Here is a 15853-nt window from a genome sequence, read left to right on the forward strand (position 1 = left end):
AGAACAAATCATGCTCAGATTATCCCGCCCGGCGCTGCTGCTACTGCTTGCAGGCTTATCCGCATCCGCGCTGGCGAAAGCGCCGGAGACCGTGAATATCGGTTATCAGAAAGCTAATATCTTCGCGCTGCTTAAATATCGCGGCACCCTCGATGAAAGCTTCAAAAAGCAGGGTATCGCCGTCCGCTGGATTGAATTTCCCGCCGGGCCGCAGATGCTGGAAGGGCTGAACGTCGGCAGCATCGACCTCGCCGCCACCGGCGATGCGCCGCCGGCCTTTGCTCAGGCGGCGCAGGCGGATCTGGTCTACTTAGCCCACTCCCCGGCGAACCCAAAAACCGAGGCCATCGTGGTGGCGGAAAACTCGGCAATTAAGAGCGTGGCCGATCTTAAGGGCAAGCGCGTGGGGCTCAATAAAGGCTCCGACGTAAACTACCTGCTGGTGACCGCGCTGGAGAAAGCCGGGCTGAGCTATACAGATATCACGCCGGTCTATCTGCCGCCTGCTGACGCCCGCGCCGCCTTCCAGCGCGGCGCTATTGACGCCTGGGTTATCTGGGATCCGTTCCTCGCCGAAGTGGAAACGAATGCCAAAGCGCGACAGATTGGCAATGCCGAAGGGCTGGTGCCGCACTACACCTTCTACCTGGCCAGCCGCAAATTTGCCGACACCTATCCGGATACCGCAAAGCAGGTGGTGGATGAGCTGGGTAAACTGAGCGAATGGGCCAACAGTCATCAGGACGATGCCGCCGGGATCCTCTCCACCTCAACCGGGCTGGATAAGGCTATCTGGCTGAAGACGCTGGCGCGTCTGCCTTATGGCGCCGAGCGTATGACGCCTGCGGTCTATAACGAACAGCAGGCGCTGGCGGATACCTTCACCCGTATCGGCCTGCTGCCGGTGAAAGTCGATGTTCGCAGCGCGACCTGGTCGCTGGATAAGCAGTAAGCCTTCCCTTCCCGGGCCGCGGCGCAGGCGCCTTATCCGGGCTACCGGCCCGCAGACGGTGGTGGACCCGTAGCCCGGACAGGCGCGTCAAGCGCCGCCTCCGGGGAAAACCTCCCGCCCCACAGTTCAGTCCCTCACCCTTCGGGGAGAGAGGGACCGGCAAAATTAACTCACCTTCTCTTCACTTCCGACCGCGACCTGCGCGCCGTAGCGATAGCCTGCGCCCGGATGCGGCGCAGCCAGCCGCGGGCCGGCGCCAAACAGCTTCTCGCGCAGGGTTCCCTCGCGATACTCCTGCTTAAACACGCCGCGCTTTTGCAGCTCCGGAACCAGCAAATCCACCACGTCGCGGAAGGTTTCGTGGGTCACCGCATAGGCGAGGTTAAACCCATCGACGTCGGTCTCTTCGACCCAGGACTGCAGCTCATCGGCGACCGTCTGCGGGCTGCCGACCACCAGCGGCCCGAAGCCGCCGATCCCCGCCCAGTCCGCCAGCTTCTGCACGGTCCACTGGCTGTTCGGATCGGCGGTAGAAAACGCCTCTACCATCGACTGAATCGCGTTGGTATGCAGATACTCCAGTACCTGATCCGGCTGATACTGACCAAGGTCGATGCCGGTCCAGCCGGAGAGCAGAGCCAGCGCCCCTTCGTAGCTGACGTACGGTTTATACTCCTGCCATTTAGACTGAGCTTCACGGTCGGTTTCGCCGACGATGACCGTCTGCATATTGAAGATCAGGATGCTGCGCGGATCGCGCCCGGCCTCCTCGGCGCGACGGCGAATATCCGCCACCGTCTTTTTCAGCAGCACTTTCGACGGCGCGCCGACAAATACGCACTCCGCGTGGCCGGCGGCGAACTGCTTGCCGCGGCTGGAGGCTCCCGCCTGATAGAGTACCGGCGTACGCTGCGGCGACGGCTCGCAGAGGTGGATCCCCGGCACCGAGAAGAAGTTCCCCTGATGGTTAATCGGGTGAATTTTTCGCGGATCGCTGAAGATCTTACGTTCCCTGTCGCGCAGCACCGCGCCATCCTCCCAGCTCCCCTCCAGCAGCTTATAGACCACCTCCAGATATTCATCGGCGTAGTCGTAGCGGGCGTCGTGGTCGGTCTGCGCTTTCTGGCCAATATTACGCGCCCCGCTCTCAAGATAGGAGGTCACGATATTCCAGCCCACTCGCCCCTTGGTCAGATGGTCGAGGGTTGAAAGACGGCGGGCGAACGGATAGGGATGCTCAAAAGAGAGCGAAGCGGTCAGGCCGAATCCCAGATGCTCCGTCACCAGCGCCATCGGCGTAATCAGCGCCAGCGGATCGTTGACCGGCACCTGCGCCGCCTGACGGATCGCCGCATCGCCGTTGCCGTTCAGCACGTCATAGACGCCCAGCACATCGGCGATAAATAGCCCGTCAAACTTGCCCCGCTCCAGCAGACGCGCCAGGTCGACCCAATACTCGAGGTCTTTATACTGCCAGGAGCGGTCGCGCGGATGGGCCCACAGCCCCGGCGACTGATGGCCGACGCAGTTCATATCAAAAGCGTTCAGACGAATTTCACGTTGTGATGACATAGCACTCTCCACGGCGCGCCCCGCTGTCGGGACGCGCGCATAATCATTAAAGGAATCAGGGGATAAAAGGCGTTCAGAACGCCGGACATCGGGCGGATTGTTTGACGCCCAGGGTCCGCAGCGCTTCGTCGGCCACGGCGGCGGCATGGTCGGCCACCTGCGGCAGCCCCATTAATTCTCCGAAATACGCCCGCGCGGCGGGTCCGGAAACCAGCAGATTGGGCGTAATCCGCCCTTCCCGGCCTATCGCCCGCGAGCGGCGATCGACGTCCAGGCCAAGGCCGAACGCATCGGCGCGAATCAGCCCACGCTGGCTCAGCTGACGCAGCAGCGGCTGGCTGTCGGTCAACCCGCCGTGCGCCGGGCCGGTGGTTAAAATAAAGTGGTCAGCGCTCACCCGCAGCGTTTCACCGCGCCGGGGCGCCAGGGTTAGCGCCAGCTTTTGCGCGTCGCCTTCCAGCGCCGTCAGCCTGGCCGCCAGCACCCGCAGGCTGCCGTCGCGCTGGCGCTGCTCAAGGACCCCGGCGACCTGCGGAGCGATACGGTAGCGGTGAACGTCCCAGTAGCTGCGCAAATGACGCAGGAAGCGCTGGCGATCGGCCACCGTCAGCCCCTGCCAGATGCTCTGCCCCTGATTACGCACCGCGTCCAGCACCACCTGCCAGGCCTGTCCCTGCTCCGCCGCGCGCTCGATATCCAGACGAATTTGCCGCAGCCGCTGGCGCAGCGTTCCGCGATCGTATTCGCCAGGCCAGGGTTCACTACTGCCGCTGAGGTTGCTGCGGGACAGCAGCCCGCGGCGTGAAAATGCCGCGATCGGCCCCCGATGGCCCAGACGCGTCAGGGTCGCGACGGTGTCCGCCATCGTCAGGCCAGTGCCCATGACCGCGACGCTCGCTTCCGGGGCGATAGTTGCCAGCGCGCCCGCTCGCCAGGGGTTAGCGATGAGCGCCGGATGCGTTGCGAACGGCGTCGCCAGCGACGGCAGCGACGGCGGCGGATGGCTGATGGCCAGCACCAGCAGATCGGCCTGCAGCCGACGCCCGCCGTCGGTGACAACTTCACCATGATTAACGCTCAGCGCCTGCTCGCGCAGATGCGTCAGCCGCCCGCCGCTGGCGCGCGCCTCCTCGGCGAAACGCTGGGCGACATAGCGGCCAAACTGACCGCGCTGCGGATAGACCGCGCCGTCTGCCAGCAGGGCATGCGGGTCATCCGCAAAGGCGGGCTGGCTGCGGTACCAGCGATCGAACGCGCCCTCCTCTTCACCGGCAAGCTGCATCCGCGCGGCAGGAACGTTAATCCGATGGCTCGGTTCGGTCGTGGAGTAGGCCACGCCCGCGCCGGGCACCTCGCGCGGCTCCAGCAGCGTGACCCGCACGCCAACCGGCGCCAGGCGCAGGAGATGAATAGCCACCGCCGCACCGCTAAATCCGCCGCCGACAATCACCACGTGCGGTTCAGTTTGCATAGCCCACCGCCTTCACAAATCGGTGTAACATACGCGCCTCCTCAGCTTGCGCTGACCTGTTTCACCGGACGCTTATCGCCACCGATGGTTTCGCCAAACGGGCCGGTATTGACGCTACGCGCCTTAGGCTGATCGTGGCCTGCCAGCGGCAATAGCGGCATAACCAGGTCAGCGAAACGATGGGCTTCTTCCAGATGCGGGTAGCCGGAGAAGATAAAGTTGGTGATACCGAGCGCCTGATATTCACGAATGCGTTCTGCCACCTGCTGCGGATTGCCGACCAGCGCCGTCCCGGCCCCGCCGCGCACCAGCCCCACGCCCGCCCACAGGTTCGGCGCAATACGCAGATTGTCGCGCGATCCTTTATGCAGCGAACTCATTCGCGCCTGGCCGGTGGAGTCCATACGGGCAAAAATTTTCTGCGCCTGGGCGATAGTTTCGTCATCAAGGTGTGAAATCAGCCGATCGGCGGCGGCCCACGCCTCCTCTTCGGTTTCGCGAACAATCACATGCAGACGAATCCCGTACTGCAACGTGCGGCCCCGGGCGGCGGCGCGCTCGCGCACTATCGCCAGCTTTTCGGCCACCAGCGCCGGCGGCTCCCCCCAGGTCAGGTAGGTATCGATTTGATCGGCGGCAACGTCGATGGCTTCCTCAGAGGAGCCGCCAAAAAACAGCGGCGGGCCGTTTTCCTGTACCGGCGGAAACAGCACTTCCGCGCCTTCCACGTGGATATGGTCGCCGTGATAATCCACCTTTTCACCTTTCAGCAGGCGCGAGTAGACGTCGAGAAATTCGCGGGTGACCTGATAGCGTTCGCCGTGGCTGAGGAAAATACCGTCGCCTTTGTTCTCCACCGGATCGCCGCCGGTCACCACGTTAATCAGCAGCCGACCGCCCGACAGGCGGTCGAGCGTCGTCGCCATCCTCGCCGCCAGCGTCGGCGGCTGCAGGCCCGGACGAACGGCCACCAGATAGCGCAGGCGGCGGGTCAGCGGCGCCAGCGCCGAGGCCACCAGCCAGGAGTCTTCGCAGCTTTTCCCCGTTGGGATCAGCACGCCGTAGTAGCCGAGGCTGTCGGCCGCCAGCGCCACCTGCTGCAGGTAAGGCAAATCAACCGGGCGTCCGCCCTCCGAGGTGCCCAGGTAGCGGCCATCGCCGTGGGTGGGCAGAAACCAGAACACGTTGATTTTATCGTCGGTTTTTTGCGTCATTATCCATTTCCTATATAACCATATCCGATATTTATCGAAGAGTTGTTTTAATTTGGTTATATGAGTGTTAGCGATAATCGTGCCAATGGTGAATAAAAAATTAACAATATAAATTCAGTGAGTTACAGAAAACCGAACCTTACGCCGCTGTTGCAAATGCCGCAGCCAATGCGTCCGGACTGCGGCATTTGCAACAGACCGGCGAGTTAGCCCTCTGGTTTCCGTCCCCGGCACAGGATAACTTCAGGACATCAAATACCGGAGGTCACCATGCTGAATCCTGAATTTCCATCCTCTACGCCCGCGCTGATCGACCCGGCGTCAAAAGCGTTTCAGAGCCTGCTGGATAAACTGGCCCCCACCGAGGCGACCGTGCTGATTGTCGGCGAAACCGGCACCGGTAAGGAGGTCGTCGCCCGCTACCTGCATCACCATAGCCCGCGCCGCCACCGGCCGTTTCTGGCCGTCAACTGCGGCGCGCTCAGCGAAAGCCTGGCGGAAGCCGAGCTGTTCGGCCATGAAAAAGGGGCGTTTACCGGCGCGGTACAAGGCCATCCCGGCTGGTTCGAGGCGGCGGAGGGCGGCACCCTGCTGCTCGATGAAATCGGCGAGCTTAGCCTGCCGCTTCAGGTCAAACTGCTGCGCGTTCTGCAGGAGCGCGAAATCACCCGCGTCGGCTCGCGCAAGGCCATTAAGGTGGACGTGCGGGTGATCGCCGCCACCCACGTGGACCTGATGCAGGCCATCCGCGAGCGTCGTTTCCGCGAAGACCTCTACTATCGCCTGAATATCGCTCTCGTCCCGCTGCCGCCGCTGCGCCAGCGTCGCCAGGATATTCCCGTACTGGCGGACCATTTTCTCTCGCTCTACGCCCGCCGCCTGGGCCGCCCGGCTCGTCGTCTGGCCCCGGAGACGCTGGCAAGGCTGATGGAGTACCCCTGGCCGGGCAATATTCGCGAGCTGGAAAACACTCTGCATAACGCGGTATTGCTGAGTAAAGAAGAGGAGATCGGCCCCGCCCAGCTGCGGTTGACGACGCTGAACAATGAGCCCTCGGCGGCGAGCGATAATGAGCTCGACGATTTTATTCGTCGTCAGCTTTCCCTGCCGGGCGAGCCGCTGTGGGAGAGGGTCACCGGGGCGTTAATACGCGGCGCGATGGCCCACAGTGACGATAATCAAAGCCAGGCCGCGGCGCTGCTCGGTATTAGCCGCCACACGCTGCGCACGCAGCTGGCCAATTTTGGCATCATTAAAAGCCGCCGCCGTCAGGAGCCTCTCTTCGGCGCGGCGGTCAACAGCGTCTCTCGCGACCGGGAATTGCGCATCGGCTTCCAGCGCTTCGGCAATCTTGGCATCCTGAAAGCGCGGCAAAGTCTCGAGCAAGCCTTTGCCAGCCGCGGCGTCAGCGTGCTGTGGAGCGAATTCCCCGCCGGGCCGCAGCTGCTGCACGCCCTCGCCTGCGATGAGATCGATTTTGGCACCACCGGCGAAGCGCCGCCGGTTTTCGCTCAGGCGAGTAACGGCGAGCTGGTCTACGTCGCCTGGGAGCCGCCCGCTCCGCAAAGCGTGGCGATGGTCGTCCCGCAGCACAGCGACATTCGCACCATTGCCGACCTGCGCGGCAAGCGTATCGCGCTGAATAAGGGCTCTAACGTGCACTGGCTGCTGCTGCATATCCTGGAAGAGGCCGGGCTGGCATTAAACGACGTCAAAGTGGTCTATATTCCGCCGAAATATCCGCTGACCGCCAGCGATTACCTGGCGGTGGACGCCTGGATGATGTGGGATCCGCTGCTCAGCGACGCGGAATATAGCGGCGAATTACGGGTTGTTGCCAGCGGCGAGGGGCGCGTCAATAACCACCAGTTCTACCTGTCGCGCCGCGACTACGCCAGCCGCAATAGCGATATCATGCAGCGCCTGTTAGCCGAGCTGGCGCAGACCGGCCAGTTTATTGACCAGCACCGGGAGCAAGCCGCCGGACTGCTCTCCGCCGAGCTGGGGCTTAACGCCGCCTCTCTGACGCGCGCCTTATCGCGCCGCAGCCATCGTCCGCGGCCGATGGATCTCAACGTGATTCGCGCCCAACAAAGTATCGCCGATCGCTTTTACGCGCTGGGGCTTATCCACAAACCGGTTTCGGTGCGCGAGGCGGTCTGGTACGGCGAAGCCACCAATAGCGATCTCGGCCTGCTGATGCACGTTGATTAGCCGGAAACTGCGAGTCATCTTCCTGATTTCCCTGGCGCCAATAGCCTCATCCGCGCGGCGATGTTACCCTGAAAGGCACTGCAATAAGAGCCTATTTATGAGGATATCCGTGGCCGTTCATCTGTTAATCGTCGACGCACTTAATCTGATTCGCCGCATCCACGCGGTGCAGGGGTCACCCTGCGTCGACACCTGCCTGCATGCGCTTGAACAGCTGGTAGTCCATAGCCAGCCAACCCACGTGGTGGCGGTATTTGATGATGAAGACCGCGGCCACGGCTGGCGACATCAGCGTCTGCCCGATTATAAAGCCGGGCGCGCGCCGATGCCGGAGACCCTCGAAGCGGAAATGCCGGCGCTGCGGGCGGCGTTTGAGCAGCGCGGGTTTCGCTGCTGGGCGCTCAGCGGCAGCGAAGCCGACGATCTTGCCGCGACCCTGGCGGTCAAAGTGGCGCAGGCCGGCCATCAGGCAACCATCGTTTCAACCGACAAAGGCTACTGCCAGCTGCTGTCGCCAACGATCCGCATCCGCGACTATTTTCAGAAGCGCTGGCTTGATGCGCCGTTTATCGCCAAAGAGTTTGGCGTGACGCCGGAACAGCTGCCTGACTACTGGGGGCTGGCGGGCATCAGCAGCTCAAAGGTTCCCGGCGTGGCGGGCATTGGGCCGAAAAGCGCCGCCCAGCTGTTAACCGATTTTCAGGATCTGGAAGGGATCTACGCGCGGCTGGCGGACGTGCCGGAGAAGTGGCGCAAGAAGCTGGAAGAACAGAAAGAGATGGCCTTCACCTGCCGGGACATCGCGCGCCTGCAAACCGATTTACAGCTGGACGGCAACCTCCAGCAGCTGCGGCTGTCCCGGTAGCGCCGGGCTGCGGTGCGCGCGGCTTCCCGGAGGCGATGCTGCGCATCTGTCCGGGCTACCGGCCCGCAGACGGTGAGCGCATTCCCCGGGTCGCGGCTTACGCCTTACCCGGGCTACCGCAGACGGCGGAATACCTGTAGCCCGGGCAAGGCGCGTCAAGCGCCGCCCCCGGGAGCAGAGCGCAGCGTGGCACCATTTCCCCGGAGGCGATGCTGCGCATCTGTACGGGCTACCGGACCGCAGACGGTGAGCGCATTCCCCGGGTCGCGGCTTACGCCTTACCCGGGCTACCGCAGACGACGGTGAGCCCGTAGCCCGGGCAAGGCGCGTCAAGCGCCGCCCCCGGGAGCAAAGCACAGAGGGACAGCCCGTAGCCCGGCTAAGCGCTGCGCAAGCCGGGGAATAACAGCGCCGGGGTATCAGCCCAGCACATCTCCCGGAAGCAGCCGGCAGAAGCCTTCGCTTACGGCATCACTCTTCGATACGCAATCCGTAGGTTTTGAATTTCTCCAGCACGATAGCAATGGCCTCGTCGCCAAGAACCGGCACCGGATCGGTGATGGCCAGAGTGCTGAGATAAAGCTGCGCCAGCACCTCAACTTCATGCGCCAGCCACAGGGCCTTCTCCAGATTCTCTTCACAAGCGATCAGGCCATGGTGCTGCAGCAGCGTCGCTTTGCGGTTTTTCAGCGCCACGGCCACATGCTCAGACAGCTCGCGGGTACCAAACGTGGCGTAGGGCGCACAGGGGATAGAGTTACCGCCCGCCGCCGCAATCATATAGTGAATGGCGGGAATGGGACGATTGAGGATCGACACCGCCGTAGAGTGAACCGCATGATTATGTACCACCGCGTGAGCATCAGGCCGCGTCTGATAAGCCGCCATATGAAAACGCCACTCGCTGGACGGCAGTTTGCCCTGTTCATGCTGACCTTCGGCATCGATATACACAATGTGCGCTTCCGTCAGCTTTTCGTAAGGAATACCCGTTGGCGTGATCAGCATCCCCCCTTGATAACGCACGCTCACGTTACCGGCGGTTCCCTGATTTAACCCCAGGCGGGTCATTTCCAGGCAGGTATCAATAATCTGCCGGGCCAGTCTATTTCGTTCCATTCTTTACCTCTCTTTATGATGCGCAATGCGACAACAGACGGCTCGCCGGAGATGACGCTCCGACGCTGTTGAATAGCTCAAATAATTACTCACCATCATCATCCCGAATAAGCAGAAAGGAATTTACATCCGCCGGTTCTGTGATTCCTCTCACTTATTTCAGTATAAAAACAACCGTTCATTGATTTTTGCTTTCTGAAAAATGCCCGTTCTTACTAATAGATTTAAAAACGGGCATTTTACTGATAGTTTTAACAACTGCCCGTTTTCCACATAATAAAATAAATCGGTCATCGACCCTGTGGGTTTTACAATTAACTTTCTCAAACGGTCATGTTTTTCTGATTATTAAAGTGATGATAATCACATAAAATCACCGAGTGGATACGAAGTGTGACCGCTATCATATTAAAAGGCTTTTTTAATTTGAAAATGAATTCATGAGTTCACTCCGTGATGTTTATTTCACTGTTGATGTCGTCACAAGAGCTCGCCTGATTTTTGCGGTCTGGTGGGCATAAGCCGGCTGCTGAACACGCTTCTGAACCAATGAGGATGCTATGGGAAACACAACAATACAAACGCAGAGTTTTCGTGCGGTAGAGACAGGACAAAGCAAGCGCTACATTATTCCCTTCGCCCTGCTGTGCTCGCTGTTTTTTCTTTGGGCGGTCGCAAATAATCTCAACGATATTTTATTACCACAATTTCAACAAGCCTTTACCTTAACCAACTTCCAGGCTGGACTGATTCAATCCGCATTTTATTTCGGCTATTTCGTCATTCCCATTCCGGCCGGAATTTTGATGAAAAAGTTAAGTTACAAAGCCGGCATTATTACCGGACTGTTCTTATATGCTTTTGGCGCCGCGCTATTCTGGCCGGCCGCTGAGGTTATGAATTACACCTTATTCCTGATTGGCCTGTTTATTATTGCTGCAGGCTTAGGGTGTTTAGAAACCGCGGCAAACCCGTTTGTTACCGTCTTAGGACCAGAAAGCGGCGGTCACTTCCGGCTTAATCTTGCCCAAACGTTTAACTCGTTTGGCGCCATTATTGCGGTGGTTTTTGGGCAAAGTCTCATTTTGTCTAATGTGCCGCATCAATCGCAGGATGTGCTCGATAAAATGGCTCCGGAGCAGCTTAGCGCCTATAAACACAGCCTGGTGCTCTCGGTGCAAACCCCGTATATGATCATCGTCGCGGTTGTCTTACTGGTCGCTCTGTTGATTATGTTGACCAAATTTCCAGCCCTGCAGAGCGACGACCATAGTGACGCCAACCAGAGTTCCTTCTCCGCTTCCCTTGCTCGCCTGGTCCGCGTTCGCCACTGGCGCTGGGCGGTGCTGGCGCAGTTCTGCTACGTCGGCGCGCAAACCGCCTGCTGGAGCTATCTGATTCGCTACGCTATCGAAGAGATCCCCGGCATGACGCCCGGTTTCGCCGCCAACTATCTGACGGGCACGATGGTGTGCTTCTTTATCGGCCGCTTCTCCGGTACCTGGCTCATCAGCCGCTTCGCGCCGCATAAAGTGCTGGCAGCCTATGCCCTGCTCTCGATGATCCTGTGCCTGATTTCCGCTTTCACCGGCGGCCACGTGGGTCTGCTGGCCCTGACGCTGTGCAGCGCCTTTATGTCGATTCAGTATCCGACCATCTTCTCGCTGGGCATCAAAAACCTGGGGCAGGACACCAAATACGGCTCCTCTTTTATCGTCATGACCATTATTGGCGGCGGGATTGTCACCCCGGTGATGGGCTTTGTCAGCGACGCCGCCGGCAACATCCCCACCGCGGAGCTGGTCCCGGCGCTGTGCTTTGCCGTCATCTTCATCTTTGCCCGTTTCCGTTCGCAAACGGCAGCTAACTAAATATTTATCCGAATAACGTGAGGAATCTGGAATGAAAAAAATCAGCTTACCGAAAATTGGCATCCGCCCGGTGATTGATGGACGCCGCATGGGGGTGCGCGAGTCGCTGGAAGAGCAAACCATGAATATGGCGAAAGCCACCGCCGCGCTGATCGCCGAAAAACTGCGTCACGCCTGCGGCGCGCAGATTGAGTGCGTCATCGCCGACAGCTGCATTGCGGGCATGGCGGAATCCGCCGCCTGCGAGGAGAAATTCAGCAGCCAGAACGTCGGCGTCACCATTACCGTGACTCCGTGCTGGTGCTACGGCAGCGAAACTATCGATATGGACCCACTGCGGCCAAAAGCCATCTGGGGCTTTAACGGCACCGAGCGCCCCGGCGCGGTTTACCTGGCGGCAGCGCTGGCGGCCCACAGTCAGAAGGGTATTCCGGCGTTCTCCATTTATGGTCACGACGTGCAGGACGCCGACGACACCCCCATTCCGCCGGATGTCGAAGAAAAACTGCTGCGATTTGCCCGCGCCGGCTTAGCGGTGGCCAGCATGAAGGGCAAAAGCTATCTTTCCGTCGGCGGCGTGTCGATGGGGATCGCCGGTTCTATCGTCGATCACAACTTCTTCGAGTCCTGGCTCGGTATGAAAGTGCAGGCGGTGGACATGACCGAACTGCGCCGCCGCATCGACCAGAAAATCTATGATGAAAGCGAGCTGGAAATGGCGCTGGCGTGGGCGGATAAAAACTTCCGCTACGGCGAAGACCAGAACGCGCAGCAGTATAAGCGCAACGCCGAACAGAGCCGCGCGGTGCTGAAAGAGAGCCTGCTGATGGCGATGTGCATCCGCGACATGATGCAGGGCAACAAGAAGCTGGCGGAAAAAGGGCTGGTCGAAGAGTCGCTGGGCTACAACGCCATCGCCGCGGGCTTCCAGGGCCAGCGCCACTGGACCGATCAATACCCTAACGGCGATACCGCCGAAGCGCTGCTCAATAGCTCGTTCGACTGGAACGGCGTACGCGAACCCTTCGTCGTCGCCACGGAAAACGACAGCCTCAACGGCGTGGCGATGCTGATGGGCCACCAGCTGACCGGCACCGCCCAGGTATTTGCCGACGTGCGCACCTACTGGTCGCCGGACGCGGTTAAACGCGTTACCGGCCAACCGCTCACCGGACTGGCGGAACACGGCATTATCCACTTGATCAACTCCGGTTCAGCAGCGCTGGACGGCGCCTGCAAACAGCGCGATGCGGAAGGCAAGCCAACCATGAAGCCGCACTGGGAAATCAGCCAGCAGGAGGCAGACGCCTGCCTCGCCGCCACCGAATGGTGCCCGGCGATTCATGAATATTTCCGCGGCGGCGGCTTATCCTCCCGCTTCCTGACCGAAGGCGGCGTGCCGTTCACCATGACCCGCGTGAATATCATCAAAGGCCTCGGCCCGGTACTGCAGATTGCCGAAGGCTGGAGCGTAGAGCTGCCGAAAGCGATGCATGACCAGCTGGATGCCCGCACCAACTCCACCTGGCCCACCACCTGGTTTGCGCCGCGCCTGACCGGTAAAGGCCCGTTCTCCGACGTCTACTCGGTGATGGCGAACTGGGGCGCTAACCACGGCGTGCTGACCATCGGCCACGTTGGCGCCGACTTTATCACCCTGGCGTCGATGCTGCGGATCCCGGTGTGCATGCATAACGTAGAAGAGGCGAAAATCTACCGCCCCTCCAGCTGGTCTGCGCACGGGATGGATAGCGAAGGCCAGGATTACCGCGCCTGCCAGAACTACGGCCCGCTGTATAAACGTTAAAAATGCCTGATGGCGCTGCGCTTATCCGGCCTACGGATGATACCGTCCCGCAGGCCGGATAAGCCGTTTACGCCGCCATCCGGCAACGTCTCGGGAGAGATTATGAAGAATGAAGTCATCCTGGTCCTCGACTGCGGCGCCACTAACGTACGGGCGATTGCCGTTGACCGCCAGGGGAATATTATCGCCCGCGCCGCGACGGCCAACGCCAGCGATATCGCCGTGGAGAACAGCGCCTGGCACCAGTGGTCGCTGGAGGCGATCCTGCAACGCTTCGCCGAATGCTGTCGGCAAATTGCCGACCCGCTCTCATCCTGCACGGTTCGCGGCATCACGGTCACCACCTTCGGCGTCGACGGCGCGCTGGTGGATAAACAGGGTAAGCTGCTCTATCCGGTCATCAGCTGGAAATGCCCGCGTACCGCGGCGGTGATGGACAATATCGGCCGCTTTATGCCCGCGCAGCAGCTCCAGCAGATCTCCGGCGTCGGCGCATTTGGTTTCAACACCCTGTATAAGCTGATATGGCTGAAAGAGAACCACCCGCAGCTGCTGGAGCAGGCCCACGCCTGGCTGTTCATCTCCTCGCTTCTCAACCAGCGTCTGACCGGGGAATTCACGACCGATATCACCATGGCGGGCACCAGCCAGATGCTGGATATCCACCAGCGGGATTTCAGCGCGCAGATTCTGCAGGCCACGGGATTGCCGCGCCGCCTGTTTCCCCGGCTCGTTGAAGCGGGCCAGCAGATTGGCACGCTGCGGAGCGATGCCGCGAAGATGCTGGGTTTAGCCGTCGGCATTCCGGTTATCTCCGCCGGGCACGACACCCAGTTCGCGCTGTTTGGCGCGGGCGCGGAGCAGGATGAACCGGTGCTGTCGTCCGGCACCTGGGAAATTCTGATGGTGCGCAGCGCCCAGGTGGACACGTCGCTGCTCAGCCACTATGCGGGCTCCACCTGCGAGCTGGATTGTCAGCCGGGACGCTATAACCCCGGCATGCAGTGGCTGGCCTCCGGCGTGCTGGAATGGATACGCCAGCTGCTGTGGACGCCTGAAACGCCGTGGCAAACGTTGATTGAAGAGGCCCGGGCCCTCCCCCGCGGCGCTCAGAAAGTGAAGATGCAGTGCGACCTGCTATCCAGCCCAACCGCAGGCTGGCAGGGCATAACGCTGAATACCACCCGCGGTCATTTCTACCTCGCCGCGCTGGAAGGATTAGCCGAACAGCTGGCGCACAATCTGCAAACGCTGCAGCAAATCGGCCACTTCAAAGCCCGCGAGCTGCTGCTGGTCGGCGGCGGCAGCCGCAACGCGCTGTGGAATCAGATCAAAGCCAACAGGCTGGAGATCCCCATTAAAGTACTCGATGACGCCGAAACCACCGTCGCCGGCGCCGCCATGTTTGGCTGGTATGGCGTCGGTGAATTCAGCAGCCCGGAGCAGGCCAGAGCGCAGGTGAGCTACCGGTATCGTTACTTTTACCCGCAAACCGAACCCGAACTGATTGAGGGAGTATGAGATGCTAAAAACGATTTCCCCGTTGATTTCCCCGGACCTCCTCAAAGTGCTGGCGGAAATGGGGCATGGCGATGAGATTATTTTTTCCGATGCCCACTTCCCGGCCCACAGCATGGGGCCACAGGTCATTCGCGCCGACGGCCTGCGGGTGAGCGACCTGCTGCAGGCGATTATTCCGCTGTTTGAGTTAGACAGCTACGCTCCGCCGCTGGTGATGATGGCCGCCGTGGACGGCGACGCCCTCGACCCTCAGGTAGAAACGCGCTATCGCGAGGCGCTTTCCGGCCCCGCGCCCTGCCCGGAGATCGCCCGCATCGACCGCTTTGCTTTCTACGAGCGGGCGCAAAAAGCCTTTGCGATCGTTATCACAGGTGAGCGCGCTAAGTACGGGAATATTCTTTTAAAAAAAGGAGTAACGCCGTAATCTCATGCCGGAGCGCCCGTCTGATGCGGGCGCTCAGCGAACGCCAGGGTGAGAAAAATGAAAGCGGCACGACAGCAAGCGATACTAGACCTGCTCATTAACCATAACAGCCTGACCACCGAAGCCTTATCGCTACAGCTTAACGTCAGCAGAGAAACCATTCGCCGCGATCTCAGCGAGCTCCAGTCCCAGGGGAAAGTGCTGCGTAACCACGGTCGGGCAAAAGTCATTCACCGGCAAAGCCGTGACAGCGGCGACCCTTTTCATATCCGTCTGAAAAGCCACTACGCGCACAAAGCGGACATCGCCCGCGAGGCGCTTGCGTGGATAGAAGAGGGGATGGTTATCGCCCTTGATGCCAGTTCCACCTGCTGGTATCTGGCCCGCCAGCTGCCGGATATCAACCTTCACGTCTTTACCAACAGCCAGCCGATTTGCCAGGAGCTCAGCAAGCGAGAGAACATTCAGCTTACCTGCTCCGGGGGTACGCTCCAGCGAAAATACGGCTGCTACGTCAGCGCGTCGCTTATCTCACAGCTCAAAGCGCTGGAGATCGACCTGTTCATTTTTTCCTGCGAGGGCATCGACAGCGACGGCGCGCTCTGGGACTCAAATACGGTGAACGCCGAGTTCAAATCGCTGCTGCTTAAGCGAGCGTCGCAATCGTTATTGTTGATTGATAAGAGCAAATTTAATCGTTCAGGGGAGGCGCGGATCGGCCATCTGGATGATGTGACGCATATCGTTTCGGACGTGTCGCAGTCGTAACGGCTATTGCAGCGCCGGATAGCGGCTTAACACCCTATCCGGCCTACAGATCAAA

The 15853-nt window shown here is 60.4% G+C and carries 12 protein-coding genes; 8 read left to right on the plus strand and 4 right to left on the minus strand.

Annotated elements, in window-relative coordinates:
* The first annotated feature begins 10 nt into the window (after positions 1–10).
* The gene (locus MKleb_RS21905) at positions 11–952 is read left to right on the plus strand and encodes an aliphatic sulfonate ABC transporter substrate-binding protein (protein ID WP_217076189.1); all 942 of its coding nucleotides are present in this window, start codon (positions 11–13) and stop codon (positions 950–952) included.
* A 165-nt stretch (positions 953–1117) separates the two neighbouring features.
* On the opposite strand, the gene MKleb_RS21910 is transcribed toward MKleb_RS21905, so the two are convergent.
* From MKleb_RS21910 to ssuD, 3 genes are all read right to left on the minus strand, one after another.
* A complete protein-coding gene (locus MKleb_RS21910; RefSeq protein ID WP_163586346.1) occupies positions 1118–2524 on the minus strand; it encodes an LLM class flavin-dependent oxidoreductase in 1407 nt (468 codons plus the stop codon).
* 73 nt (positions 2525–2597) lie between these two features.
* Entirely contained in the window at positions 2598–3995 is a 1398-nt protein-coding gene (locus tag MKleb_RS21915; RefSeq protein WP_163586347.1) for an FAD/NAD(P)-binding protein, read from the minus strand.
* Positions 3996–4036: 41 nt separating this feature from the next.
* Complete coding sequence (gene ssuD, locus MKleb_RS21920) at positions 4037–5209, minus strand: FMNH2-dependent alkanesulfonate monooxygenase (protein WP_163586348.1); 1173 nt, start codon at positions 5207–5209, stop codon at positions 4037–4039.
* Between the two features lie 270 nt (positions 5210–5479).
* Between ssuD and MKleb_RS21925 the strand changes: the two genes are divergently transcribed.
* The gene (locus MKleb_RS21925) at positions 5480–7423 is read left to right on the plus strand and encodes a sigma-54-dependent Fis family transcriptional regulator (RefSeq protein WP_025108013.1); all 1944 of its coding nucleotides are present in this window, start codon (positions 5480–5482) and stop codon (positions 7421–7423) included.
* 109 nt (positions 7424–7532) lie between these two features.
* The gene (xni, locus tag MKleb_RS21930) at positions 7533–8288 is read left to right on the plus strand and encodes a flap endonuclease Xni (protein ID WP_025108014.1); all 756 of its coding nucleotides are present in this window, start codon (positions 7533–7535) and stop codon (positions 8286–8288) included.
* A gap of 471 nt (positions 8289–8759) precedes the next feature.
* Here the strand turns inward: xni and fucA are convergent, their stop codons facing one another.
* Positions 8760–9407, minus strand: a complete 648-nt coding sequence (gene fucA / locus MKleb_RS21935) for an L-fuculose-phosphate aldolase (protein ID WP_004853673.1) — start codon at positions 9405–9407, stop codon at positions 8760–8762.
* Positions 9408–9967: 560 nt separating this feature from the next.
* On the opposite strand from fucA, the gene fucP reads away from it, so the two are divergent.
* The 5 genes from fucP (at position 9968) to fucR (ending at position 15798) form a co-directional block, all read left to right on the plus strand.
* Positions 9968–11278 carry an L-fucose:H+ symporter permease gene (gene fucP / locus MKleb_RS21940; RefSeq protein WP_004853675.1) on the plus strand — a complete coding sequence of 437 codons (1311 nt, stop codon included), beginning with the start codon at positions 9968–9970 and terminating at the stop codon, positions 11276–11278.
* Positions 11279–11309: 31 nt separating this feature from the next.
* Entirely contained in the window at positions 11310–13085 is a 1776-nt protein-coding gene (gene fucI / locus MKleb_RS21945) for an L-fucose isomerase (protein WP_217076190.1), read from the plus strand.
* 102 nt (positions 13086–13187) lie between these two features.
* Complete coding sequence (gene fucK, locus MKleb_RS21950; RefSeq protein WP_163586449.1) at positions 13188–14606, plus strand: L-fuculokinase; 1419 nt, start codon at positions 13188–13190, stop codon at positions 14604–14606.
* A gap of 1 nt (position 14607) precedes the next feature.
* Positions 14608–15030 carry an L-fucose mutarotase gene (gene fucU, locus MKleb_RS21955; RefSeq protein WP_046876658.1) on the plus strand — a complete coding sequence of 141 codons (423 nt, stop codon included), beginning with the start codon at positions 14608–14610 and terminating at the stop codon, positions 15028–15030.
* Between the two features lie 57 nt (positions 15031–15087).
* Positions 15088–15798 carry an L-fucose operon activator gene (gene fucR / locus MKleb_RS21960; protein WP_025108018.1) on the plus strand — a complete coding sequence of 237 codons (711 nt, stop codon included), beginning with the start codon at positions 15088–15090 and terminating at the stop codon, positions 15796–15798.
* The last annotated feature ends 55 nt before the right edge of the window (positions 15799–15853 follow it).

Origin of the sequence: Klebsiella sp. PL-2018 (assembly GCF_019048985.1) — a bacterium.
Lineage (GTDB): Bacteria > Pseudomonadota > Gammaproteobacteria > Enterobacterales > Enterobacteriaceae > Klebsiella > Klebsiella michiganensis.

Bases quoted from the DNA above. Each gene is read 5' to 3' on its own strand.
- MKleb_RS21905 (WP_217076189.1), top strand. From the start codon at position 11: ATGCTCAGATTATCCCGCCCGGCGCTGCTGCTACTGCTTGCAGGCTTA.
- MKleb_RS21910 (WP_163586346.1), bottom strand. From the start codon at position 2,524: ATGTCATCACAACGTGAAATTCGTCTGAACGCTTTTGATATGAACTGC.
- MKleb_RS21915 (WP_163586347.1), bottom strand. From the start codon at position 3,995: ATGCAAACTGAACCGCACGTGGTGATTGTCGGCGGCGGATTTAGCGGT.
- ssuD (WP_163586348.1), bottom strand. From the start codon at position 5,209: ATGACGCAAAAAACCGACGATAAAATCAACGTGTTCTGGTTTCTGCCC.
- MKleb_RS21925 (WP_025108013.1), top strand. From the start codon at position 5,480: ATGCTGAATCCTGAATTTCCATCCTCTACGCCCGCGCTGATCGACCCG.
- fucA (WP_004853673.1), bottom strand. From the start codon at position 9,407: ATGGAACGAAATAGACTGGCCCGGCAGATTATTGATACCTGCCTGGAA.
- fucP (WP_004853675.1), top strand. From the start codon at position 9,968: ATGGGAAACACAACAATACAAACGCAGAGTTTTCGTGCGGTAGAGACA.
- fucI (WP_217076190.1), top strand. From the start codon at position 11,310: ATGAAAAAAATCAGCTTACCGAAAATTGGCATCCGCCCGGTGATTGAT.
- fucK (WP_163586449.1), top strand. From the start codon at position 13,188: ATGAAGAATGAAGTCATCCTGGTCCTCGACTGCGGCGCCACTAACGTA.
- fucU (WP_046876658.1), top strand. From the start codon at position 14,608: ATGCTAAAAACGATTTCCCCGTTGATTTCCCCGGACCTCCTCAAAGTG.
- fucR (WP_025108018.1), top strand. From the start codon at position 15,088: ATGAAAGCGGCACGACAGCAAGCGATACTAGACCTGCTCATTAACCAT.